The organism is Collinsella ihumii (assembly GCF_900046475.1).
Classification (GTDB): domain Bacteria; phylum Actinomycetota; class Coriobacteriia; order Coriobacteriales; family Coriobacteriaceae; genus Collinsella; species Collinsella ihumii.
The window spans coordinates 545,975-570,193 of sequence record NZ_FCOU01000003.1; the positions used below are offsets into that span (position 1 = coordinate 545,975).

Below are 24,219 nucleotides of genomic sequence, written 5' to 3' on the forward strand. Positions count from 1 at the left end.
ATTGAGCGCAACAGGGCGCAACAATCCAACTGATTTCTGGAGTTTTATCTATGCCAGGATAGCAACCGGACAAACCGGTCAATTAGCGCATGTGGCGGCCGCGGATGAGGAACTTGGCGCGCGCTTCGGCGAGATAGCGGTAATGCTCGGGGATATGGGCATCGCTCGCGATGTAGGAGTACATGAACTCGTCGAACATGAGCTTGGCGGGACGCTTCTCGCGACCCAGGCGGCCGCCTGCGATAAAGTCCGCGGACGCCTGCAGCTTGCACCCCATGCGCATCAGGCGGACGGCGACGTTGAGGTCGTCCTGGATGGCCCGATACCGCTCGGGATGCGCGATGATGACCTCGTAGCCTCGACCCTGAAGCTCGTAGATCGTGCGCTCATACTCCTGGAACTCGAGTTTGCCCGCATGCGTCGACAGCTCGAGCAAGAACTCGTTCGTTCCATCGAAGTGCAGATAGTCGACCCAATCCATGCCAAGGTCCATGAGCTTGGCATGGTTGACCTCGAATCCCATCTGCAAGGGAAATCCATCCGCATGCGCGACGAGCAGCTCATAGGCATCCCACATGGCGTCGTAGTCGAAGTAGGGGTCGCGGCAGTGCGGCGTGCACACGATGCTGGTCACGCCCGCGGCCTTCGCGGCCTCGAGCATGGCAAGGCTCTCGTCGAGGTCCGCGGCCCCGTCATCAACTCCCGGAAGGATATGGCTGTGGATATCGCGCATGGTCGGGACAGGCTCGCTTACGAACGGCGAGATGTGCGGCTCTTAGAGGTGAGACCGGTCGACGGAACGACGCCCTGGGCGGCACCGCGCGTGTCGGCGGCAGCCCGCGCCGGAGCGGCCGCGGGCGCATCGGAGGTGTCGGAGGTGCGAACCTTCTTGCCGTCCTTGGTGTAATACGAATAGTAGTAGTCGCTGACCTCGGTCTCGCAGTAGTTCATGACCGTGCCGATGATGTTGACCTCGGCCTTCTTGAGCTGGTCGACGGCCGCCACGATCTCGGCGCGCTTGGTGAAGTTCTCGCGGATGACGAACAGGAGGCCGTCGGACAGATGACCGACCTCGGCGGCGTCGATGAACGTGCCCACGGGAGGCGTATCGAAGATCACGTACTGGAACGTGGACTTCAGCGCCTTCACCAGATTCGCGAAGCGACGGGAAGCAATGATATCGGCGGGATTGGGGATATGCGGCTCGGAGTCCAGGAAGAACAGGTTCTTCTGGCTGGTCTCGACGACGGCATCCTCAAGACGCATCTGCTCGGAGAGCACGGCGTACAGACCGCCGCGCGAATGGACGCCGATCATGTCGGCCATGCTGCGGCGGCGCATGTCGCACTCGACCAGCACGACGCGCTTGCCGCTCGTCGCGATGGCCTGCGCCAGGTTGAGCGCAACCGTCGACTTGCCCTCGTTGGGCGCCGTCGAGGTGACCGTGATGACGCGAATCGGGTCGTCAAGGCTTGCGAAGCGGATATTGGCAAGAAGGGTCTTCGCCGCGTTCTGAACAACGAGGCGATCGGCAGTGGCTTTACTCCTAGGCATGTTACTTACCACCCTTCATTGCAGGAATGCGACCGACCACGGGGATACCGAGCAGCTCCTCGGCGTCCTCGGCGCTGCGGACGCGCGTGTTGAGCATGTCCATGAGGACGACGATGGCGACAGCCAAAAACAGACCGGCCATGAAGGCGACGGCGATGTAGAGCAGGCGGTTGGGGCCGCTCGGCGCATCGGGGGCGACGGCCTCGTCGATCACGTTGATGCTGTCGGCGACCTGGACGTCCTGGGCGACGACGGAAACCTGCTGGGCCATCTCGTTGGCGACGCTGGCAGCGCTCTCGGCATCCGGACCGTCAACCGACAGGGTGATGACGCGGGTCGTCGTCTCGCTCGCAACGCTGATGTCGAAGTCATCGAGATCCTCGAGGCCGAGCGCCTCGGCGGCATCCTGCCTGACTCGATCGCTCTCGAGCAGCGCGGCGACGTCGTTGGCCAGAAGCTGGCTCGCCGTGAGCTCGTTGTAGTTGGTCGTCTGCCCCTGGGCCGCGCTCGAGCTCGCCAAGATGTACATGCTCGTCTGGGCCGTGTAGGTGTTGCGCATGACCGCGAAGCTGGCAACGGCCATGACCAACGCACAGGCAACTGGAAGCACAATCACCAGCTGCATATGCTTCTTGAGCAGCTGGAACAGTTCGAGCAGTGTCATCGAACGAACCTTTCACTATTCCCTTGCTCGCCGGGAGTCCTCGGCGCACACGACAGCTCGCCCACGCAGACCGTGCGGCCCGCGAGAACAGCTGCCATCTTGTAAACCTTCAACATGGTATCGTAAACAATCGCATAAACGATGGGTTTATACATTACGGACGACGTTCTCGTTAAAAATGCAGAGATTATCAAATGCAACGTGCGGAGCGGTCGCTACATCAGGTCCTCGATCTGCATGGCCTCCTTGGGAAAGCGCACCGTGATGGTTGTTCCCTCCCCCAGCGTGCTGTCGACCGAGATCGTTGCATCGTGGAACATGGCGGCATGCTTGACGATGGCGAGCCCCAGCCCGGTGCCGCCGCGCGCCTTGGAGCGGCTCTTGTCCACCCGGTAGAAGCGCTCGAAGATCTTGTCCTGCTCCTCCGGAGCGATACCGATGCCGGTGTCCTCCACGCTGACATAGGGGGCGCCGTCCTCCATGCCGCAGCGCAGCGTGACCGAGCCGTGGGGTTTGTTATAGCGGATGGCGTTGCTCGCCAGGTTGTACACCAGCTCGTCGAGCAGACGCGGCACGCCGAACACGATAGCCGGCTCGACGCGCAGCTGCAGCGTAATGCCGTTGACATCCGCGACGGTATCGAGACGGTGGTACACGGTGTCGATCGTGCGCGGCAGGTCGACCGGCTCGCGCGAACCCAGCACGCTGTTGGACACCTCGGCGTCGCCGCGCTCCGCCTCGTCGAGGCTCGACAAGGTCAGGATATCGTTGACGAGCGCCGTCAGGCGACCGGCCTCCTTGTGGATGCGGCGGGCGAAATCGCGCTGATCCTCCTCATCGGCAACCATGCCGCTCGCGATCAGCTCGGCGTATCCCGAAATCGCCGTCAACGGCGTCTTCAGCTCATGCGTGATGTTGGCCGTGAACTCGCGGCGCATCCGGTCGTTGTCCGCCAGGACGCGCATCTGGCGCTTGAGCTCCTGGCGCTGCGTCTCGATCCGGTCGAGCATCGGGATCATCTCGCTGTAGGCATCCTGGATGTTGCGGACGGGATGGTCGAGATCGACTTCGAGCAGCGGCGCGATGATGACACGCGACTCCAGACGCGCGGCCACGACGGACACGATCACGCCGAGCGCCACAAGGCCGAGCAGAGGCGGCATCATGCCGACCAGAATAGACAGGTATCCATCCTGCTCCTGCGCGAGGCGCAAAACCGCACCGTTATCCAGGCGGACCGCCTCGTAGAGCATGATTTCGCCGAGCGTGGAGCTCGAGCGCTCAGAATCGCCGCGTCCGGTCTCGAACGCCTCGACGACCTCGGGCCGGCTGGCATGGTTGGGCATGTCCTCCACGTCCGCCTCGCTGTCGAACAGCACGGTGCCGTCGGTGTCGATCAGCGTGATGCGCGTATTGCTCAAGTCGAGGTGGTTCAGCAGGAACTTGTCGTCGGGCATGCTGTTGAGCGCCGCCGCCACGACGTCGGACTGGTTGTCGAGCTCCTCGTGCGCCAAAGTCACCAACCTGCCCTGCACGTAGGCGGTGCCGGCGAGCGAGAACACGACCACGACGAGCATGGCCACCGCGAACACGGTGGCGAACACACGGCGGGACAGGGAATGATGCGTGCTGTTTTTAGGCGTCATGGAATCACGCGCCCGGCTCGCGAGTCATCAGGCCTCTTGGCCGGCGAAGCGATAGCCCACGCCGCGCACGGTCTCGATGCAGGTGGCGCGGTCGCCAAGCTTCTGGCGCAGCGTCTGGACGTGCACGTCGACGGTACGCGAGCCGCCGTCGAAGTCCCATCCCCACACGCTTTGCAGCAGGGCCTCGCGCGAGAACACGATGCCGGGCTTGCGCATGAGATACTCGAGCAGGTCGAACTCGCGAAGCGTGAGCTTGACCTCTTCGCCATCGACCGTCACGCGACGATGGCTGGGCGACAAAACGATGCCGCCGGCGGACAGCACGTCGCTCACCTGCTTGGACATGCCGCCGCGGCGCAGCAGGGCGCGGCAACGGCTGGTGAGCTCCATGAGCGAGAACGGCTTGGTGAGGTAATCATCCGCACCGCCATCGAGCGCCACGACCTTATCGAGCTCGGTGTCTTTGGCCGTCAGCATCATGATGGGCACGGTCGCCGTCTCGGGCATGGCGCGCAGGCGGCGCATGATCTCAAGACCGTCGGTATCGGGAAGCATGATATCGAGAAGGACGGCATCGGGAACACGACGGGCCACGGCGGCTTTGAACTCGCTGTCGCACGAAAAGCCTTCCGCCTCGATACCCTGCTGACGCAGGGCATACAGCGTCAGCCCCCTGATGTTGTCGTCGTCCTCAACGTAATAGATCATCGCGCGTCTCCGATTTCCGCTGCATTTACGAGTATCATACACCGCCGCGGGAAGAACACGGGTCGCCGCACCGCGGCGGCAGACAATCAGCCAAAACGACCAGTCAGGTAGTCGGACGTACGGCTATCCTTGGGCGCGCTGAACAGCTCCTCGGTGGGCGCGTGCTCCACGAGCTCGCCGAGGAGGAAGAACGCCACCGAGTCGGAGATGCGCGACGCCTGCTGCATGTTGTGCGTCACGACCACGAGCGTGTAGTCCTTCTTGAGCTCCATGGCGAGCTGCTCGACCATGACAGTCGAGATGGGGTCGAGTGCCGAGGTGGGCTCGTCCATCAGCAGGACCTGGGGCTTGACGGCGATGGCGCGCGCGATGCACAGGCGCTGCTGCTGGCCGCCGGAAAGGCCCAGACCGGACTGCTTGAGCTTGTCTTTGACCTCGTCCCACAGGCCGGCGCCGGTCAGGGACTCCTCGACGATCTCCTCGAGCTCGGCGTGGTTCTTGATGCCGAGGCCGCGCGGACCGTACGCGACGTTGTCGAAGATGCTCATCGGGAACGGGTTGGGGCGCTGGAACACCATGCCCACCTGCTGACGCAGACGGGTGACGTTGTAGTCCTGGTAGATATCGTCGCCGTCGAGGGTGATCTTGCCCTCGATGCGACAATCCTTGACCATGTCGTTCATGCGGTTCAGGCAGCGCAGCAGCGTGGACTTGCCGCAGCCGGACGGACCGATGAACGAGGTGATCTCGCGGTCGCGGATGTCGATGGAAACATCCTTCAGCGCCTGATGGTCGCCGTAGTACAGGTCGAGATGCTCGACCGACATGCGAATCGGGTTCTCGGGTTTGGGTGCCTGCGAGGGCATCGTGCCCATTTCACGCTTGTGTGCCTCTTCGAGGGCCTGCGCCATCACGTCGGCCGTCGCGGAGCGCTCCTGATCCATTTCGTTCAACCCGCTACCTCCTCAAGCAAGCTGTCATAGCTCGCTCTAGGATACGAGCCGCGTTTCATGCAGCTGAAAGCGAATTGTCAGGGAACTGTAAGCTGCCTGCCGGATCCGCCCGGCGTCCCTCACGCGTCGGGCAGGGTGATGGTGAACACGGTGTGCTCCGGCGTGGACTCGCAGGCGATGTTTCCGCCATGCGCCACGACGATCTCCTTGGCGATCGCCAGGCCCAGGCCCGCGCCGCCGCGATTCGTCGCGCGTGCCGCGTCCAGGCGGTAGAACTTCTCGAAAATGACCTTGAGCTTCGGCGCCGGGATGGGGTCGCCCTGGTTCTCGAACCGGATATGCACCTCGGCATCCACGCGCTCGGCCGAGATGAGTATCGTCGAGCCCTCGTAGCTGTACGCGATCGCGTTCTTCATGACGTTGTTGAACACGCGCGCCATCTTGTCGCCATCCACGAGCACCGTGAGCCCTGTGGGCACCTCGATCCGCGCATGCTTGTCCTGCTCGGTCAGTGTGGGATAGAACTCGTCGACGACCTGCGCGAGCAGGCGGGCGCGCTCGACAAGGCGGGCGCCCAGCCCGGCCCCACGCTCGCCCGCAGAGACGATGAGCTCAAGGATCTCCGCCGTCGGACGCGCATGATGAATATGGTGATCGATGCGCAGGTTGAGATACCCGGCCACGCGCCCGTCCACCTCGAGCACCAGACAGTGCACGGCAGGATCGGAAAGCTGCGACGCAAAGGACCGAAAGAACGCGTCGTAGACGAACTGCTGGCCTTCAAGCTCGCATACCAACCGATAAATCGACGGCGCGTCGTCCTCGCGCGCCATGCGGATATCCCAGGCCTCGCCCATGCGCACCTCCCCTGTATGCATCTGATGCGGCGGCGACTGCTAGCGCATCTCGCCGGCCTGCATATTGTACTCGCGGTCGCAGACGCCTTCCATGAACTCAAGGTCATGGAAGATGCCGAGCATCGTGGTGCCGCCTTCCTTGAGCTGCTCGATCAGATCGCGGACCTTGACCTTGCTCGCGTTGTCCAGGCTCGCCGTCGGCTCATCGAGCAGCAGCAGGCGCGGACGGCGCACCATGGCGCGGGCGATGTTCAGGCGCAGCTTCTCGCCGCCGGAGAAGGTGTTGGGATACAGATCCCACAGCTCGCGGGGAAAATCGAAATGCTCGAGCATGCGCACGGTCTCGGACTCGATCACCCGCGGGTCGTCGAACGCCTCGGCGGCGCTCGCCTCCACGATCTCGCGCGCCGTGGTGCGCGGCACGCAATCGAGGAACTGGGAGATGTAGCCGATCTCGTAATTGCGCAGGTAGATGACGCGGCGCTCATCAAGCCGCGCAAGGTCGACCATTCCGAACGCGGCCGAGTCGTACCAGATGGAGCCGGTCTCGGGCAGATTCGTGCGGTAGATGCACTTGAGGATCGTGGACTTGCCCGAACCGGAGCGGCCGGTGATGCCCACGAACTCGCCGGGGGCGATGGAAAGCGAGATGCGCTCGCAGCCGCGCACGCGGCGGTCGGCGGCGTGCAGGGTAAAGCCCTTCGACAGGTCCTGGATGTCGAGCATGGGGCGCACGGCGTCAGCGGGCGCCGGAGCCTCGCCGGAAACGGCAACCGAGCTGATATTCATCTAGCGCACCTCCAGATCGGTCACGGTCTCCTCGAGCGTCGCCGCGTCGACGGCGAAGCGCGCCGACATGGACGGCAGGGCGGGGTACCACATGCGGCTCACCACGCGGCCGTCGACCAGCGTCGCCGTGATGACCGGATAGGAGCGCTGGCCCTCCTCGACCTCGCGCACCACCAGGATGTCGGCCTTCTTGCCCTCCTCGAGGCTGCCCAGCATGCCGTCGATCTTGACCGCGCGGGCGGGATTGATGGTGAGCATGGCGAACGCCTGCTCGAGCGGCAGCTTGAAGTCGCGGTGCAGCACGAACGCGCTTTGGAGCATGGCCGTGGGATAGTAGTCCGAGCACAGGCAGCGGGCCACGCCGGCGCGCACCGCGTCGCGCGCGGACAGGTTGCCCGAATGGCTCTTGCCGAGCAGGATGTTCGGGGTGCCCATGACCGTGAACATGCCGCGCTCGACCGCGGCGGCGGCGACCTCCTGCGAGATGGGGAACTCGGAGATCGTGCAGCCGAGCTCGCGCATGAGATCGAGCTTGTCGATCGAGTCGTCATCGTGGCTCGCCAGCGCGATGCCCTGCTCGCGCGCGATGCCGGCGAGGTAGCTGAGCTGCTCGTAGCTCAGCTTGGGCGCGGCCTGGGCGTCGGCCGCCATGGCGGCGGCTTCCTGCTCGGAGAGCGACTTGCCGCGGAACGACTTGCGCCAGATCTCCATGTCGCGGTACTGGCCCTGGCCGGGCGTGTGGTCCATGAAGGAGAGCTCGTCGATCTCGCCGGCGCGCAGGTGGTGCTCGACCTGCTCGACCAGATTGACGTTATCGATCTCCAGACGCAGGTGCAGGCGGTGGCGGATCAGATGGGCGTTGCGGCCCTCGGTGCGCTTGGCGCGCGAGATGAGCGCCATGATCTGCTCGGTGCGGTCCCACTGGCGCACCGGCTTGACGTCCATCTTGTCGTTGCCGTACACCGAAAGGGAGTGGAACATCGTCGTGATGCCGTGAGCGAGCAGCTCGCGCTCGGCCTCGAACAGCGCGGTCGGGAAATCCATCAGCACCGTCGGGCGCGGTGAGATCACCGTCTCGATGTAGTCGGAATGGATATCGATGAGACCGGGCACCACGTAGCCCCCGTGCGCATCGATGATACCGGCACCTGCCGCTTCGGCGTCGAGCGCCCCTTGGCGCTGGATCGCCTCGATGCGGTCCTCGACCACCACGAGCTCGTAGCCGAACAGCAGCCGATCGGGCTGCACGATGATTCCGTTGCGAATGACGTACAAGGAACGACCTCCTTGGATCGCGTGATACGTTTGGGACGGGTTCAAAACGCGTCAGGCGCGCCGTCTGCCCCAGAACCCGTCCCCCATGGACAGAAAGCTGGATTACAGCAGGGAATAGACGAGCTCCTGCGTGTACGCGTGCTGCGGGTCCTGCATGATCTGATCGGTGAGGCCGTGCTCGATGACCTGGCCGTCGAGCATGACGATCGTGCGATCCGCGAGCAGGCGGATCACGCCCAGGTCATGGCTGACCACGACCATCGACACGCCCAGGTCGCGGCGCAGCTGCAAGATCAGGTCGAGCACGCGCGCCTGAACCGACAGGTCCAGACCCGTGGTCACCTCGTCCAAGAACAGCATCGGCGGCTCGTTGGAGAGCGCCTTGGCGATCTGAACGCGCTGCTGCATACCGCCGGAAAACGCACGGGGCGGATCCTGCTTGCGCCGCAGGGGGATCTTCACGCGCTCGAGCAGCTCCTCGCCGCGCCTCACCATGTGGTGCACGTCGCGCACGCCTGCCGCGATCTGCTTCTCGGCGATGTTGGAGAGGCTCGAGAAATTCATGCGCAGACCCAGGTAGGGATTCTGGTAGACCATGCCGAAGATCCGGTCGCGGATGTAGCGCTGCTGCTGGCGCGACACGTCGAAGCAGTTCGCGGCGCCCCCGTCGAACGCGGCCACGCGCATATCGCCCTCAGTCGGGTCCTGGTCGAAGTAGAGGCACTGCATGAGCGTCGACTTGCCGGAGCCCGACTCGCCCACGATGCCCAGGATCTCGCCGGGATGCACCTCGAGCGACACGTTGCGAACCGCGTGCACCGTACCGCACACGGGGCAGATGTTGCGCTCGAGCTCGGCACGTGGATCGGCGCAATACGGGCAGCCGGCGCCGAAGCGCTTGGAGAGCCCGCACACCTTGAGCACGGGCGCATCATCGCAAAAGACGTGCTCGACGGGCACGGGAGTTGTCTGTGGCGTCACCATGGTCTCACGCCTCGCTTTCTTGTTCGGCGGCATGCTGCGCGCAGAAATCGGTGTCGGAGCACTGCCACACCTGCTCACCGGTTACAGGGTCGACGGTCTGGGTGAGGTACACGCCCGTCGCCCCGCACACATGGCAGCTCGCGCCCTCGAACTCCTCGGTCACGAAGGGATAGTCATCAAAGGCGAGCGACTCGACATGGGTGTAGGGCGGCACCGCGTAGATTTTCTTCTCGCGTCCGGCACCCAGCAGCGTGAGGTTCTCGGCCATGTTGAGCTTGGCGTTGTCGTAACGGGGAATGGGGCTCGGCGCCATGACGTAGCGCCCCTCGACCATCACGGGATGGTCGGCGCCCGTGGTCGTGGTGCCGTAGCGCACGATCTGCTCGAACAGCTCCAGATAGGCACCGGTGTACTCCGCCTCGGCGTGCAGGCGCTTGGTCACCGTCTCGCGCGCCTCGTAGGTGCGCAGCGGCTCGGGCGTGGGAACCTGCAGCACAAGCAGCTGGTCGCGGGTGAGCGGGCGCTCGGGGATACGGTGGCGGCTCTGGATGAGCGTGGCGTCCTGCGTGGCCGTCGTGGTGTCCACGCCGGTTGTCTCGTGGACGAGGCCGCGAATCGACACGGCGTTCACGCTCGCGTCGGAGCCCTGGTCGATGACCTTGAGGACGTCATCCGGCCCGATGCACGAGAGCGTCAGCTGCAGGCCGCCCGTGCCCCAGCCGCGCCCGATGGGCATCTCGCGGCTCGCGAACGGCACCTGGTAGCCGGGAATCGCCACGCCCTTGAGGATGGCGCGACGGATCTCGCGCTTGGAGCCCTCGTCCAAGAAGGCGAAGTTGTAGTTCTTACGCATCGGCCTCGCCTCCCTTCTCGGCAACAGAGCGCAGCGCCGAGTCGAGCTTGCTCTGGAACGTCACGTAATGGGGCAGCTTGAGATGGGAGATGAAGCCGGTCGCCTCGACGCCGTCGATGTGGTAGAGGACGAACTCCTGGTCCTGCGTGGGGAATCGCACGTCGTCCGCCCGCAGGCTGTGGTCGAGCACGCTCATGGCGATGGCCTTGCTCTCATCGGTGCCCACCACCAGACCGTAGCCCACGTCGAGCGCCGAGCGGTGCTCGCCCTGCTCGTCCACCTCGTCGGCCACGATCAGGCTCTCGACCTCGGTCACCGGGATGGAGCCCAGGTAATAGGCGTCCTCCGCCGGCGCGTCGGCCACGGCGCCGGGTGCGTCGATCTCGACGGCGACCGAACCGCGGCGCAGCTCGCCCACCGTGGGGTGCGACAGGCCGAAACCGCGAATCGCCGCGTAGCCGATCGCGATGACCGCCTGCGTGAGGCCGCGCGACAGAGCCTGCAGGATCACGCTGCGCGGCGCGGGAAACGACAGCGGGGTCTTGGTGATGTCGACCGGCTCGGTGTCGTCGACCGGCCAGTCGCGCACCATGTCGATGGAGCGCAGGTAGGTCAGCACGCGGGGCACGCGGGCAAGCGCGTCGGGGGTAGCAGGCACGGCGGTGTCGGCCAGGCGCTCCGCCAGCTCGCGCGCCCGGTCGCGCACCGAGGCCTGCGTCTCGTCGGCCAGCTCGAACTCGATGAGACGATGCGAGTAATCGCGCGTGGCGCCGAGGATCTGGCCGCCCTCGATGTCCTTGAACGCAGCGGAGATGCGGCGGTCGACGCGCATCTCGTCGGTGTCGATCACGCGCGAGGTGTAGAGCCGCTCAAGCGTGGAGCGGTAGGCGCGCATGAGGAACACCGCTTCTTCCACCGATCCGCACGCCTGCTTGACGGCGGTCGCCGCGACCTCGGGCGCCCACAGCGAGCCCTCGGATTCCACCTGCTGAACCAATTCGGGCAGGCAGGACAAGATGGTGTCCACGTCGAGCGCGAGCCCGCCGGCCACGCGCTTGCGTTCGATGAGGTCGAGCGAGGTCGCGATGGCCTGCTCGCCTCCGGTCACCGCTACATACCCCATGCGGCACCCCCTTCTTCTCGCGCCGCCTCATCCAGGCGACGGACGCGCGTCGTGCGCGGCAGGCACAGCACGTGGCCGGCCGCATCGACGAAGACCAGGTCGATGCCGCACGGGAACTCGTCGCCGCGCTCGAGGCGGGCCTCCACGATCTCCGTGCGGTCGAGTTCGATGCGCGCCGCCTCGCGGATGCCGGGGCCGGAAAGCTCCCAAGACGACACGTCCGCCCCGCCGGCACGCGCGCCCGTGAGGCAGCCGTCGCGGTCGGAGCCGAGCAGCGTGTCGCACACGACGATGCAGGTGGCGCCGAGCTGCGGGTCGAGCAGCGTTCCCGCAGACAGCGCCGTGACGAACGCCCGCGCCTGTTGCCCGCGAACCGATGCGGGCACGAAGCCGAAGGCCGCCGTCTGGGCATCGCGCATGGCCACATGGGTCCTGCGGGCGAGCACCGTCGCGGCGACATCCTCCGCGGGTCCCGCCACCGCGACCGATGTCGCCGCATCCAGCACCACATCGGCCAGCACCAGCGCGGACTCGGGAAGCCCGGAGGCGTCCGCATCCGCCACGTCGCCCTGCGCACGGGCAGCGAGCTCCGTCACCTCTCCGGGACGCGCCATGGCGTCGAGCAGCGCACGGAACGCGCGCTGCAGATAGAACGCGCGATCGTCGGCAGCGGACTCGCGCTCAAACACCTCGCGCATCATTTCGCCACCGCCTGCACGCTCATATCCTGACCGCCCATCTCATCGAAGCTCACGCGCGAGCCCATGACGACTGCCGCCTCCTGCGCGCGACGCCGCTCTAGCTCGCGCCCGGCGTCGTCGATCCTGCGATCGATCTCGGCCACGACACGCGGCGTCGGCTCGACCGCATAGGCGGCGTCGATGGTCGCCAGGCTGCGCGCGAACGCGCCGTCGGCGCCCAGCACCACGCCGAGCCCCTCCACATCGCCGATGCGCACGCGGCACTCGCTCATGAGCGCCTCGCCCAGGTAAAACCGGCTGTTGCGCGCCGTCTCGCGCACCTGGTTCATCACCAGCCCCTGGCGCGGCGGCACGACCACGCGCACCTCGAGCTCGCGCTCGATGGCACGCGCCGCGTCATGCGCCAGCGCGGGCCCGCTCTCCACGAGGATCTCGGTCCTCGCCCGTCTCGATAACATGTGCGGTTGTTCTCCTTACTTCTTAGTAGTCACGATGGGGACCTGCCCCGATCGACCGTGGGCTTACGAGTCGGCCAGGATGTAGCGCTTGCGCAGGCGCACGCTCACGAACTCGAGCACAAAGGCCACGATCAGGCAGACGTACACGATCACGCCGACTTCATGGAGGTTGTAGTAGCGGCTGCCCGCCTGATACAGCTGGAATCCGATGCCGCCCGCGCCGGCGAAGGCGCCCACGGCCACGGCATTGGTGAAATTGATCTCCAGGCGGATGAAGGTCCACGACAGCAACTTGGTGATCGTCGCGGGCGTCACGGCCTGGAACACGACCTGCCAAAAGCTCGCGCCGCTCGCGCGCAGCGCCTCGATCACGCCCTCATCGATCTCCTCGAAGCTCTCCGAGTAGCTTTTCACCAGATAGGCGATGGAGTGGAACGAGATGCCGAGCACCGCGGCTTCCGAGCCGAGTCCGATGGCGACCGTGAACACGAGCACCCACAGGATGGTCGGGATGGAACGGATGATGGCGACGAAGCCCTTCACGATGTTGGACGCGACCGGGCTCGAGAGGTTCGCCGCCGCGGCAAGCGCCAAGAAGAACGACACGATGGCCGACAGCACGGTGCAGATCGCGGTGATCGCAACGGTGATGACCGCGCTCTCGATCACGGTGCCCCAGGTGAAGTGGCCCGCGCCGAACGGCGGGTCGAGGGCGGGCTGCAGCATCATCGCCCCGAAATCGGCGAACGCCTGGCGTGCCGCCGCGAGCAGGTCGACCGTGCCGTACCCCATGCGCGCAAACGTCACCACGGTGAGCGTCACGAGCACGATGAGGGTGAGCTGCACCGAGAGGTTGCGCTCACGCACCGAGGTGAGGCGGATGTGTCCGCGCGCGTCGCGTTCGAGCACATCGGCCGCGCCCTTGGTCAGAGTTGCGCTCGCCATTAGATCATCGACCTCCTCGCCGCATTCGAAATCGCCTCGATGACCAGCACGAACACGATGGTCACCACGATGACCAGGCCGGCCGTGTCATAGCGAAACGACGTGTAGTACAGGTTGAACACGAAACCGATGCCCGTGCCCGTGAGCAGGCCGATGAGCGTCGCCGAGCGGATGTTGGTCTCGACCATGTAGAGCATCCAGCTCATGAGGTCGGCCACTGCGAGCGGCAGGCCCGCCTGGAACACCACCTGCCAATAGGAGGCGCCGCAGCTGCGCAGTGCCTCGACGGGTCCTGTGGGGATCTCGTCGAACGTATCCAAGAAGAAGCGCATGAGCTGGCCGAACGTCGTCAAGAACAGCGCGAGGAAGCCCGTGAACTCGTTCTGCTTGAACGACAGGAGCAGCAGCAGCGCCCAGGCGATCATCGGGATGTTGCGGAAGATGCTCGCGATCGCGCGGATCACGCCGCGCACGGGCGCGCACTCGACGCCGATCGAGGAGGAGCCCAGAACCGAGAACGCGATGCCGCAGACCGCGGCGATGACCGTGGCGGCCACGGAATCAAGCGCCGTCGAGACGGTCTGCTCCACCACCATCGGCAGGTTGGCGAGCGACTCGACCGTCGGCACGAAGTTCTGGAACATCCACACGAACGCCGCCGGGATGGAGCTGACCGCGTAGCCGAGGCTGAAGTTGCAGATCAGCGAGCACAGCTGGAACAGCACGACGATCGCGACCAGCACGGCGAGGGTGCGCGCCTGGCGACGGCGGAACCAAGACAGGTCGGGGGCCGCGGCGTCGCTTGTGCGCGCAGCCGCCTGCGCGGCGCTCATCGCGCGCCTCCCGCGGCCTCGGCGGACACGGCCATGCCCTCGCCGACAAGGGTCGGGATGGCCGCAGGCGCGTTGATGGAGACGTCGACGACCTCGTCCATCTGACCCTCGTAGATGCTGCGGATGACCTGCGGCGTCGCCTCGTCGGGCGTGCCCTCGAACACCTTCTGGCCGGCGCGCAGGCCGATGATGCGATCGGAGTACTCGAGCGCGAAATCGACCTGGTGCAGGTTGACGATGCACGTGATCCCACGCTGACGGGTCAGGCGCTGCAGCGTCTCCATCACCATGCGCGAGCTCTTGGGGTCAAGGCTCGCGATCGGCTCGTCGCACAGCATGATCTTGGGCTCCTGCATCAGCGAGCGCGCGATGCCCACGCGCTGCTTCTGGCCACCGGACAGCTGATCGGCGCGGCGGTAGGCGAACTCGCCCAATCCGACCTCGTCGAGCAGCTCGAAGGCGCGCAGCTTCTCCTCCTCGGTGTAGAGGCCCAGGCTGCCCGCAAGCGCGTTTTTGTACCCAAGGCGACCGTGCAGCACGTTCTGGATGGCGGTCAGGCGATACACCAGGTTGTAGTTCTGGAAGATCATCGCGATCTCGCGATGGACCTCGCGCAGCTTGCCGCGGCCGAGGTGGGTGATGTCGCGCCCATCGAAGGTGATGGTGCCCTCGGTCGGCTCGATCAGGCGGTTGATGCTGCGCAGCAGCGTCGACTTGCCGGCGCCGGAAGGACCGATCACGGTGATGAACTCTCCGGGGTCCGCCGTGAAGCTCACGCCCGAAAGCGCGCTTGCGGTCCCCTCCGCAGTGCCGCGACGACGGGCTTCGTAGCTTTTGCCCAGATCGTCGATGACCAGCAGATGATTCGATGTGCTCATGCTTCTCCATCTCTTTTGCTCAGATACCTGCAGACCTGCATGCGAAAACGCGGGCGCCCGCCACGGGGCGCCCGGCGCAAAATGCAAATTGGGGACGTACCTTTCGCGTGCACTTTTGCATGCCGGGGACACCCCTTCGGCGTGTGCCTCTGCGCGAACCTCCGGGAGATGGGTTGAAACGAACCCGTCCCCAACCAACCGATTTACGCAAGCGCGCGGATGGGGTCGTACCACTCGTCATCGACCGCGATGAAGCCGGCGGTGTCACCCTTGCTCCAGATAGCTCCGGTGCCCTCGGCGTCCTCGGGCGCGAACAGCTGCTCGTTGTCGGCGACCTCGGTGGAGGTCATGCCCTCGAGGATCTTGTCCTTGATGTCCTCGGGAAGCACGTCGGCGTTGTAAACGATGGGGCCGTTCAGGACGGGCGTGGACTGGATGATGCCGAACTCCTTGCCCTGGACGCGGTCGAAGGGCTGGGCGGCACCCTCGGCCACGCCGTAGACGGAGCCGGGCTGGTTCACGGCGTCGCGCTCGCCCTCGGGCACGGCGAGGTACATGTCGATGTCGATATCGTCGAAGGCGGCCACGTCGGCGTCGCCCTGCAGCAGATTCACGCAGGAACCGGGGTGGGAGTTGCCGAACAGGACCTGGGAGAAGAAGCCGGGCTGGGCCAGCTCGTCGGTGGAGGTCACGTCATCGGGGAACTCGGTCATGATGGCGTTGCAGGGAACCTTGAAGCCGGAGGTCGAGGTCTGGGAGACGAAGCTCATGCGCTTGCCCTTGATGTTCTTGATGGAGTAGCCGGTCTCGCTCTCGGCGTCCTCGTACTCGCTCATCTGGTCGGCCGGCACGGCGATGCGGCTGTAGTACTTGGCACCATCGAGCGTGCCCTCGGTGTCGGAGGTGGTGAACAGGGCGTGGACGTTCTCGTTCTTCTCCTGAGCCTGGATGTAGCCCTCGGCGCCGAGGTTGGCCATCTGGGCCTTGCCCGAGGAGATGGCCTCGATGGCGACGTTGTAGTCGGTGGTGGTCATGAGCTCGACCTCGACACCGGCGTACTCGGACAGGACGCGGCCAAACTCCTCGCGGCCGGCATCGAACTCAGCGGCGGACTCGTTGGGCAGCCACACCATCGTGATCTTGTCGAGCGTCTCGCCATCGGACGCAGTGCTGGCGGAACCGGAATCGGTGCCGGTGGCGGCGCCGCCCTTGCCAGCATCATTACCGCCGCAACCGGCAAGGCCGAGACCGGCCACGACGGCGCTGGCGCCGAACAGGCCAAGGAAGGAACGACGAGACAGCTGAGTTTCGGTGAGATTGCGCACTTCTTCTCCTCTCGGATGCCGGATGCCCGGCTGGCTGAATGCATGTTCTCGCGGGGCGCAAGGCCTCGTGAGTCGACGGAGAAGATGGTACGCACCGTTCGCAGCCCAAAGATCGCCGCACGCGATTCGTTGCAAAGCGCTGATTGATGTTTACGCGACTTCTGCGGGAGCGATAACACGCCCCTTGCTCAGTAGGGATTCAGGCAAATCGATGTCGGTTTTCGTAAGCGGAACGACGCGTTTTTTCATCTATGTAAGGGCCGGGGACGGCCGCGCAGCCAAAAGGCGCCCGTTTGTTGGCGCAGTGTTTGGAATGTCAGGGCATCGTCCAGAACATATTCGGGGCCGGTACGATTTGCGGAAACACCGATCGGCCGCCGTGTCTTGCGAAAGGGGCGAAGAGGGGTCTGATGACACAGAGCGGGCCGTTTGGCACGCTAAAGGGGGTCAGTAAAAGACTTTAGCGTGCCAAACGGTCCGCTCTGTGTCATCGGCCCCGAACGACTTACTGCCCGCGGCGCTCCCTCGTCAGCTTCTTTGCCTGAACACGGGCCACCACCAGCAAAAAGAAGGTCAGCGCGAACAGCACGTAGCTCGCCACGTGCCCATAGTGCTGAAGCGCGCCCACGCCGAACACCTCGCCCACATACGACAGCACGTACAGCACGATGGCGACGGCAAGCGCCGCAAGCATCACCTTGGTCACCGGCAGCGAGAACAGGATGTCGTTATCCACCGAGCGCTCGCGGGCGTTTGCGCGCTCGCGCTCCTTCGCCTCGCGAATCTTGTCGACATTGCTCTTCTTGCTCATGAGCCGTGGTCCCCCTTGCCGTCTAGCGACGTGCGTCCTGCTCGGCGCGACGCTCGCGCGTCAGCCGCTTTGCCGTTGTATAGGAATGGAAATACGTAAGACCGCCGATGATCAGCAGGCTGAAGCACACCATGTTGCCGCCGCGGAACAGCAGATCGCTGTCGATCGCCGTGCCGACCAGCGAGAGCGCATAGGCGATGATCGCGCCGGCGATCATGCCGTACATCGCATACGTTCCTGGCAGGCTGCGCATGATATCGCGGTCGACAGAGCGCCGATACGTCGCGTCGGCACCCGATGCCGTCTGGCCGCCAGCCGCGGCGCCATCCTGCTCGACAGCCTTCTTCTCGGTCTCGGCCATGCCCGCATCCCCTCGTCTCGCCGGCCACCGCTCCATACGGCACCGACCGCCTGTTAACCCTTAAACTTAGTATGCATGCGCGCTCATGCGGTGTACTCAAAGTGCACGCGTAGCATCTCCATGAAGGCAGCCATGGCGCGGGAGACGGGCTTCGCCTCGTGCGCGAACGCCTGAATCCACATGGGAATGGGCTCTATATCGCATGCGAGCTCGACCAGGCTCTTCCTGCGCAGGGAGCGCGCCACCGAGAAGCGCGGCAGGAACGCGATGCCCACACCCTGCTCCGCCAGATGGACCAGCGTCTCGGTATTGCCGGTTTCCACCACGGGATGCAGCTGCTCGTCGCGCTCCGCAAGCAGGCACTCGAGCTCGTGCCGATAGCTCTCGCCGCGCTCGGTCAGCACGAGCGGCAGCCCGGCCAGCTCATCGATGCGCACGGGCCCGATCTGCTGCGCCATCTGCAAGGACGCCGCGAACACGATGGGCTCCTCGCGCAATACGGTGCGCTCGAGCCGCGCGATGCTGAGCTTGCGGTCCATGGTGAGCAGCACGTCGAGCGTGTTGTCGAGCACCCCTTCCGCGAGCCGCTCCAGACGAGCCGTCGACACGATGAGCTCCACACGCGGATGCCGCTCATAGAATCGGGCGAGCAGCGTCGGCAACAGGGCCGTCGCGACGGATTCGACGCTGCCGATACGCAGCGTGCCGACCAGCTGGTCGGCGTCCGCATCCGGGATGCGCACCGACGCGGCGGCGCGCTCGAGCGCCGCGATCGCCTCGCGCGCGTGGAAGGCAAACGCTCTCCCCCGGTCGGTCAGGCGCGCCCCGCGCGGCACGCGGTCGAACAGCCGGGCGCCCACTTCCCGTTCGAGCTGCTTGATCTGCATGGTGACCGCCGATTGCGTGTATCCGAGCCGTTCGGCAGCGCGCGAGAAGCTCCCGAGTTCGGCGACCTTAAGAAACGTCTCGATCTGTCGGAGCTCCATCGTCCGCCCTCTCCCATCTGCCATCAAATTATTTGAACGATATATCAGAACTATGAATTGTACAAATAGCTTATCGGCTGCAACGATGGTCACCGTCACACATCGAGGGAAGGACGCCGCATGTACGCAAAAGGAACTGCCACCGAGCCGGATGTCGAGCTCGCCGCCGTGCGCTTCGTCTGCGAGCTGTTCGCACGCAACCGCCACCTATCGGAGGGGCCCGTGGTCTGCGAAGCGCCGCAGGACACGCTCGACGCCATCCGTCGCCGCGGCATCCCGCACAAAGGACGCGAGCTCGACGACGTGGTGCGCGAGATGGAGCACGACGTCATCGGCTACGGCTACAACGCCGACCATTCGCGCTTCCTCGGCTTCGTCCCCGGCCCCACCACTGCCATCTCGTGGCTTGGAGACATCATCGCCGCAGGATACAACCGCCACGCGGGCAGCTTTGCCAACTATCCGGCAGGATGCGTGGCCGAGGACACGCTGCTCGCCTGGTTCGCGGGCAAGGCGGGTTTTCCCGCCGAGACCGCAGGCGGCCTGTTCGTCTCGGGTGGCTCGATGGCCAATCTCACCGCGCTCGCGGCAGCGCGCGACGCCATGCTGGCAGATGAGGAGTGGGGCCGCGGCGTGGCCTATGTGTCGGAACAGACGCACAGCTCGGTCGCCAAGGGGCTGCACATCATCGGGATCCCGCGCGACCACGTGCACGCCATCCCCTGCGATAGCGCCTGGCGCATGGATACCGCGGCGCTCGAGCGGGCCATCGCCGAGGATCGGCGCACGGGCCTCATCCCGTTTGCCGTCGTGGGCACGGCGGGCAGCACCAACACGGGATCGGTCGACCCGCTGCGCGACATCGCGCGCATCTGCCGCGAGCAGCATCTTTGGATGCACGTCGACGGCGCCTTCGGCGCAAGCGTGCTCCAGACGCGCTATCGTGACATGCTCGACGGCGTCGAGCTCGCCGACTCGCTGTCATGGGACGCGCACAAGTGGCTGTTCCAGACGTATTCGTGCGGCATGGTGCTCGCACGCGACCGCACGCATCTGCTCAAGACCTACAGCACGCACCCCGAGTACCTGCAGGACCTGGAAAGCGACGCCGATCTCGTCAACCCATGGGACCTTGGGCCCGAGCTCACGCGCCCCGCACGCGGGCTCAAGCTGTGGTTCACGCTTCAGGCGATGGGATCCGACGGCCTGGCCTCCGCCGTGGAGCACGGTTTCACGCTCGCCCGGTGGGCCGAGGACGAGTGCCGCAAGGACCCCGACATCGAGATCGTCTCACCCGCCCAGATGGCCATGGTCAATTTCCGCTTCGCCCCCGCCGGCTATCCCGACGCCGAGCTCGACGAGCTCAATCGCGAGATCTCGCGGCGCGTCGTGGCGAGCGGATACGCGGGCGTCTTCACGACGGAACTCGCCGGCAAGACCTGCCTGCGCATCTGCGCCATCCATCCCGAGGCCAAAGAGGAGGACATGCGCGGCACGATCCGGCATCTGCGCGCCCACTGCCGAGACATTCTCGCAGAGCGGTCGTAAGACGAGGCGGCCTGGGGCCCAAGGACGGGGTGAGCGGGATCGCCCCGTCCAAAACGCTCCGCCCGCTATCCGAACAGACGCTTCGAGTTCTCCCACGCGGCGTGCAGGATATCCTCTGCGCGCTCCCCGGTGCGCTCGGCGCGCGCCGCCGCCAGCGTCAAGGCGGTCTGACAGATCATAGCCGGTTCGCACTCAAGGCCGCGGATGGGCTCCGGCGCCATGTACGGGCAGTCCGTCTCGAACAGCAGGAGGTCAAGCGGGCAGGCGCAAAACGCCTCGCGGACGTCTTCGTTGCGCTTGAACGTCGCCGCACCGCCGAACGCGATGTAGCAGCCCAGGCCGGCAAAGCGCTCCATCGTGGCCCGATCCTCGCCAAAGCAGTGCAGCACGCATCCCGCCTCCGGGACGCCCTCCTCGCTCAGCACGCGATACGCATCCGCATGCGAGCTGCGCTCCTCATCGGCATCCTCATGGCGGAGATGGAGCTCGACGGGCAGCCGATGCTCGTGGGCAAGCGCAAGCTGGCGGACCATGGCATGGATCTGGATATCGTGCGGCGCCGCCTCGATGTCGTCGTCGGCGTCGAAATGGTAATCGAGCCCGATCTCGCCGATGCCGCGACACCACGGATCGTCAAGCGCCTCGGCAACCTGGGCGTGGACCGCATCGGTGTAGCGCGGCGCGCCGTACGGGTGGACGCCGGCGAGATACGAGATGTGATCGAACAGCTCGGGCATCGCACGAGCCTCGTCCACCGCACCCGCCGCCACGCCCTGCGCGAACAGCGCACGGGCCTCGGCGATCCAGCCCTCGAGCAGCACATGGAACTCGGCGGCACTCGATGCATGCCTGCCATCCGACAAAGGATCCCAGATGGTCGTCAGCTGGCCCACGCCCGCCGCCGCCGCGCGCGCAAGCGCCGACACGGGATCGACGCGCCAAAAGCTCATGAGGTGCGCGTGGGTGTCGGCCACAGGCGCCCCCGCCCAAGGCAGCTCGAACACCTTGCTTTTCTTCATATACGCCAGGCTCAGGCGAAGCGTCGGGTTGAGGCTTCCACCTTGCGCATCCTGCTCGACGAGCCCGACCTGGCCCGACTGTCCGTGCCGCTTACTCATTGTCTTCCCGCCACTTCCCGCTCAGGCACGCCGCGAGGCGCACGAAGTCCTCGACCCCGAGCGTTTCGGCGCGCGCCGTCGGCGCGATGCCGCACGCATTGAACGCGGCATCGAGCGCCGCCTTATCGAAACCCGATGCCGACATGGAGTTGCGGATCGTCTTGCGCCGCTGGGCAAACGCGGCATCGATGACCTCGCAGATGCGATCGACATCGGAGGCTTCCGACGCGAGCGGCACCTCATGGCGATCGAGGCGCACGACGGCCGAATCCACATGGGGCGCCGGCATGAAGCAGCGCGGCGGAACCTCGAACCGGCCCGTCACGCCCGCATACAGGCCGAGCTTTGCCGTGTAGCCGCCATATGTCTTGGTCCCCGGGTGCGCGGCGATTCGATCGGCGACTTCCTTCTGAACCATGACGACGGCGCTGCGCAAGTCCGGCATGGTCTGGAAGAACTGCAGGATGATGGTCGCGGCGACGTTGTAGGGCAGGTTGGCCACGAGTATCTCGGGCGCCCCGCCGCACGCCTCCGCGATCCGCTCGGGTGCGACGCGCAGCGCGTCTCCCATGATGTAGGCGAAGTTGTCGTGCTCGAGGGCATGGGTCCTCAGCACGGGTTCGAGCTCCCCGTCGGCCTCGATCGAGACGACCCGCGCCGCGTCCTGCAGCAGGGCCAAGGTAAGCGTGCCGATGCCCGGCCCGACCTCCACCACGCGCTCGGATCCTTCAAGGGCCGCCAGGTCCATGATCTTCTCGATCACGTGGTTATCGATCAGGAAGTTCTGGCCGAGCCTGTGCTTGGTCGCCAGGCCATAGGTCTCAAGAAGCGCCCGGGTGGCGCCGGGGTTTGCCAAAGGCGAGGTCGTCATGTCGTCTCCGTCGTCATCATGCCGGTGTATCCCGCCTATTATCCCCCACGAACCGCAGGCCCACAAAAGCCCGATGAGCCCGCTGCACGCGCGGGCCGTTGCCGCTTGACCCGGGGATGCAAAACGAACTGGCCGGCGGCTCCTTGGCCCCAGGCTCCGCTTATTCATGAATCAGCGGAGCCCTTTTCGGCGTTTGCCCAGGATTCGTTTATTTGACCCACCCGCTCATTCATGAATGAACGAACCGACGGCACCCGCGACGGGCGCGAACCCCCGCGGCATGCAAAAAGCACCCGCCCGCACCCCGGGCTCTAGGCCATACGGGGTGCGGGCGGGTGCGAAGCGAATTGAGCGATGTCGTTCTAGTCGACCAGGCGCGGGAACAGCGCGTCGCCCTTCTCGACCGGCTGGCCGCCGGCAAGGCCGCCCCATGCGCACGCTGCGACCAGATCGTCGGTCGCGGCCTCATCGGCGCACGAGATGCGACGCAGGGCCTCGGCGCTCGTGGTGGGCATGAACGGCGCGAGTAGATGGGCGGAGATGCGGATCGCCTCGAGCAGGTTATAGATCACGAACGCCAGCTCATCGGCGCGCGCCGGATCCTTGGCGAGCGCCCAGGGCTCGGAATCCTCGATGTAATGGTTGGCCGCGTGGATGAGCTCCATGGCCTCGTTGACCGCCTCGCCGTAGGCGAACGCCTCCATCTTGGCCGCATAGCGCTCGACCAGGCCGTCGGCGACCTGCGCGAGCGGGTTGGCGAACGCGTCGGCCGCGGCGGGCTTGGCCGGAGCGCAGCCGTCGAAGTACTTAGCGCTCATGTTCAGCGACCGCGACACGAGGTTGCCCCAGCTGTTGGCAAGGTCCGCGTTGTAGACCTGCTTCATGCGACCGAACGAGATCGCGCCGTCGGAGCCGGGCACCACGTCGGTCATGAAGTAGTACCGGTAGCCCTCGACGCCCATGAGGTCGATGACCTCGCGCGGAGCGATGGCGTTGCCGCGGGACTTGGACATCTTCTCGGCCTTGCCGGTCTGCTCGTTGCGGACGGTCAAGAAGCCGTGGGCGAACACGTGCTCGGGCAGGGCCTCGCCGATAGCCATGAGCATGGCCGGCCAGATCACGCAGTGGAAGCGGATGATGTCCTTGCCCACGATATGCGTCTGCGCGGGCCAACGGTACGCGAGCTCGGCGCGGGCCTCGTCGGTATCCACGCCGTAGCCGACCGCCGTCATGTAGTTCAGAAGCGCGTCGAACCACACGTAGGTCACATGGCCGTCGCCAAAGGGCAGCGGGATGCCCCAATCGATGTTGTTGCGGGAGACGGACAGATCCTGCAGGCCGCCCTCGACGAACGTGCGGACCTCGTTCATGCGGAAATCGGGCTGCACGAAATCGGGGCGCTCGTCATAGAGCTTGAGCAGGCGGTCCTGGAACTCGGAGAGCTTGAAGAACCAGCTCTCCTCCTGAATGCGCTCGAGCGGACGGCCGCAATCCGGGCACAGGTGCTGGCCTTTGGTGCCGCGCTCCTCGTCGGCCTTCTCGACCTGGGTCTCGGTGAAGTAGGTCTCGTCGGGCACGCAGTACCAGCCGTCGTAGTTGCCCTTGTAGATGTAGCCGGCCTCCTTCATGCGCTCCCACAGGTACTGGACCGCATGCTCCTGGCGCTTCTCGGTGGTGCGGATGAAGTCGTCGTTGGAGATCTCGAGCTCCTCCCACAGCGCGTGGAACAGCGGAGCCTGGGAGTCGCACCACTCCTGCGGCGTCAGGCCGTGCGATGCCGCGGCCTCGGCGACCTTCTGGCCATGCTCGTCCATGCCGGTCAGGAACATGACGTCGTAGCCCATGGCGCGGCGGAAGCGCGCCTGGACATCGGCCATGATGGTAGAGTACGCCGTGCCCAGATGCGGGGCGGCGTTCACGTAGTAGATAGGCGTGGTGATGTAATAGGACGGTTTCGTGCTCATGACGCGCGGACCTC

25 protein-coding genes are annotated in these 24,219 nt (G+C 65.5%); 1 reads left to right on the forward strand and 24 read right to left on the reverse strand.

Features of this window, described 5'->3' with window-relative positions:
- Positions 1-82 precede the first annotated feature (82 nt).
- The 21 genes from BN3789_RS03625 to BN3789_RS03725 all read right to left on the reverse strand — a co-directional run bounded on the left by BN3789_RS03625 (position 83) and on the right by BN3789_RS03725 (position 18,704).
- Positions 83-733, reverse strand: coding sequence for a CpsB/CapC family capsule biosynthesis tyrosine phosphatase (locus BN3789_RS03625; protein ID WP_066830060.1), 651 nt, complete (start codon positions 731-733; stop codon positions 83-85).
- A 17-nt stretch (positions 734-750) separates the two neighbouring features.
- A complete protein-coding gene (locus tag BN3789_RS03630) occupies positions 751-1,554 on the reverse strand; it encodes a CpsD/CapB family tyrosine-protein kinase (RefSeq protein WP_079989063.1) in 804 nt (267 codons plus the stop codon).
- A gap of 1 nt (position 1,555) precedes the next feature.
- On the reverse strand, positions 1,556-2,218 hold the full coding sequence (locus BN3789_RS03635; protein ID WP_066830063.1) for a YveK family protein: 663 nt from the start codon (positions 2,216-2,218) through the stop codon (positions 1,556-1,558).
- 215 nt (positions 2,219-2,433) lie between these two features.
- Positions 2,434-3,864: a sensor histidine kinase gene (locus tag BN3789_RS03640; RefSeq protein ID WP_066830066.1), complete on the reverse strand. Its 1,431-nt coding sequence runs from the start codon at positions 3,862-3,864 to the stop codon at positions 2,434-2,436.
- Between the two features lie 27 nt (positions 3,865-3,891).
- On the reverse strand, positions 3,892-4,572 hold the full coding sequence (locus BN3789_RS03645) for a response regulator transcription factor (RefSeq protein WP_066830068.1): 681 nt from the start codon (positions 4,570-4,572) through the stop codon (positions 3,892-3,894).
- Between the two features lie 86 nt (positions 4,573-4,658).
- Positions 4,659-5,438 (reverse strand): phosphate ABC transporter ATP-binding protein PstB, encoded by a 780-nt coding sequence (gene pstB, locus BN3789_RS03650; protein ID WP_066830347.1) that lies wholly within the window; start codon positions 5,436-5,438, stop codon positions 4,659-4,661.
- Positions 5,439-5,644: 206 nt separating this feature from the next.
- Positions 5,645-6,382, reverse strand: coding sequence for a GNAT family N-acetyltransferase (locus BN3789_RS12300; protein WP_187119104.1), 738 nt, complete (start codon positions 6,380-6,382; stop codon positions 5,645-5,647).
- 39 nt (positions 6,383-6,421) lie between these two features.
- Positions 6,422-7,171 (reverse strand): phosphonate C-P lyase system protein PhnL, encoded by a 750-nt coding sequence (locus tag BN3789_RS03660; RefSeq protein WP_202615060.1) that lies wholly within the window; start codon positions 7,169-7,171, stop codon positions 6,422-6,424.
- Complete coding sequence (locus BN3789_RS03665; RefSeq protein ID WP_066830072.1) at positions 7,172-8,446, reverse strand: alpha-D-ribose 1-methylphosphonate 5-triphosphate diphosphatase; 1,275 nt, start codon at positions 8,444-8,446, stop codon at positions 7,172-7,174. It abuts the gene before it with no gap.
- A 102-nt stretch (positions 8,447-8,548) separates the two neighbouring features.
- Entirely contained in the window at positions 8,549-9,430 is an 882-nt protein-coding gene (locus BN3789_RS03670) for an ATP-binding cassette domain-containing protein (RefSeq protein WP_066830074.1), read from the reverse strand.
- Positions 9,431-9,434: 4 nt separating this feature from the next.
- Complete coding sequence (locus BN3789_RS03675) at positions 9,435-10,283, reverse strand: alpha-D-ribose 1-methylphosphonate 5-phosphate C-P-lyase PhnJ (RefSeq protein WP_066830077.1); 849 nt, start codon at positions 10,281-10,283, stop codon at positions 9,435-9,437.
- A complete protein-coding gene (locus tag BN3789_RS03680) occupies positions 10,276-11,406 on the reverse strand; it encodes a carbon-phosphorus lyase complex subunit PhnI (RefSeq protein ID WP_066830080.1) in 1,131 nt (376 codons plus the stop codon). Before BN3789_RS03680 ends, BN3789_RS03675 begins: the two co-directional genes overlap by 8 nt.
- Positions 11,394-12,104, reverse strand: a complete 711-nt coding sequence (gene phnH, locus BN3789_RS03685) for a phosphonate C-P lyase system protein PhnH (RefSeq protein ID WP_161938971.1) — start codon at positions 12,102-12,104, stop codon at positions 11,394-11,396. The genes BN3789_RS03680 and phnH overlap by 13 nt, the downstream gene beginning before the upstream one ends.
- Positions 12,104-12,565 carry a phosphonate C-P lyase system protein PhnG gene (locus tag BN3789_RS03690; RefSeq protein ID WP_066830086.1) on the reverse strand — a complete coding sequence of 154 codons (462 nt, stop codon included), beginning with the start codon at positions 12,563-12,565 and terminating at the stop codon, positions 12,104-12,106. Before BN3789_RS03690 ends, phnH begins: the two co-directional genes overlap by 1 nt.
- Positions 12,566-12,628: 63 nt before the next feature.
- Positions 12,629-13,510, reverse strand: coding sequence for a PhnE/PtxC family ABC transporter permease (locus BN3789_RS03695; RefSeq protein WP_066830088.1), 882 nt, complete (start codon positions 13,508-13,510; stop codon positions 12,629-12,631).
- Complete coding sequence (locus BN3789_RS03700; protein WP_066830090.1) at positions 13,510-14,343, reverse strand: PhnE/PtxC family ABC transporter permease; 834 nt, start codon at positions 14,341-14,343, stop codon at positions 13,510-13,512. Before BN3789_RS03700 ends, BN3789_RS03695 begins: the two co-directional genes overlap by 1 nt.
- Positions 14,340-15,221: a phosphonate ABC transporter ATP-binding protein gene (gene phnC / locus BN3789_RS03705; RefSeq protein ID WP_066830092.1), complete on the reverse strand. Its 882-nt coding sequence runs from the start codon at positions 15,219-15,221 to the stop codon at positions 14,340-14,342. The genes BN3789_RS03700 and phnC overlap by 4 nt, the downstream gene beginning before the upstream one ends.
- Positions 15,222-15,424: 203 nt before the next feature.
- Positions 15,425-16,546, reverse strand: coding sequence for a phosphate/phosphite/phosphonate ABC transporter substrate-binding protein (locus BN3789_RS03710; protein WP_066830095.1), 1,122 nt, complete (start codon positions 16,544-16,546; stop codon positions 15,425-15,427).
- 505 nt (positions 16,547-17,051) lie between these two features.
- Positions 17,052-17,357, reverse strand: coding sequence for a hypothetical protein (locus BN3789_RS03715; protein ID WP_066830097.1), 306 nt, complete (start codon positions 17,355-17,357; stop codon positions 17,052-17,054).
- A 22-nt stretch (positions 17,358-17,379) separates the two neighbouring features.
- Complete coding sequence (locus BN3789_RS03720) at positions 17,380-17,718, reverse strand: hypothetical protein (RefSeq protein WP_066830099.1); 339 nt, start codon at positions 17,716-17,718, stop codon at positions 17,380-17,382.
- Positions 17,719-17,801: 83 nt separating this feature from the next.
- Positions 17,802-18,704, reverse strand: coding sequence for a LysR family transcriptional regulator (locus tag BN3789_RS03725; protein WP_066830102.1), 903 nt, complete (start codon positions 18,702-18,704; stop codon positions 17,802-17,804).
- 120 nt (positions 18,705-18,824) lie between these two features.
- On the opposite strand from BN3789_RS03725, the gene BN3789_RS03730 reads away from it, so the two are divergent.
- Positions 18,825-20,252: a pyridoxal phosphate-dependent decarboxylase family protein gene (locus tag BN3789_RS03730; protein ID WP_066830105.1), complete on the forward strand. Its 1,428-nt coding sequence runs from the start codon at positions 18,825-18,827 to the stop codon at positions 20,250-20,252.
- 65 nt (positions 20,253-20,317) lie between these two features.
- Here the strand turns inward: BN3789_RS03730 and BN3789_RS03735 are convergent, their stop codons facing one another.
- The 3 genes from BN3789_RS03735 to metG all read right to left on the reverse strand — a co-directional run bounded on the left by BN3789_RS03735 (position 20,318) and on the right by metG (position 24,205).
- Complete coding sequence (locus tag BN3789_RS03735; protein ID WP_079989065.1) at positions 20,318-21,370, reverse strand: TatD family hydrolase; 1,053 nt, start codon at positions 21,368-21,370, stop codon at positions 20,318-20,320.
- Positions 21,363-22,241 (reverse strand): 16S rRNA (adenine(1518)-N(6)/adenine(1519)-N(6))-dimethyltransferase RsmA, encoded by an 879-nt coding sequence (gene rsmA, locus BN3789_RS03740; protein ID WP_066830108.1) that lies wholly within the window; start codon positions 22,239-22,241, stop codon positions 21,363-21,365. The genes BN3789_RS03735 and rsmA overlap by 8 nt, the downstream gene beginning before the upstream one ends.
- 362 nt (positions 22,242-22,603) lie before the next feature.
- Positions 22,604-24,205 (reverse strand): methionine--tRNA ligase, encoded by a 1,602-nt coding sequence (gene metG / locus BN3789_RS03745; protein ID WP_066830111.1) that lies wholly within the window; start codon positions 24,203-24,205, stop codon positions 22,604-22,606.
- Between the last annotated feature and the right edge of the window lie 14 nt (positions 24,206-24,219).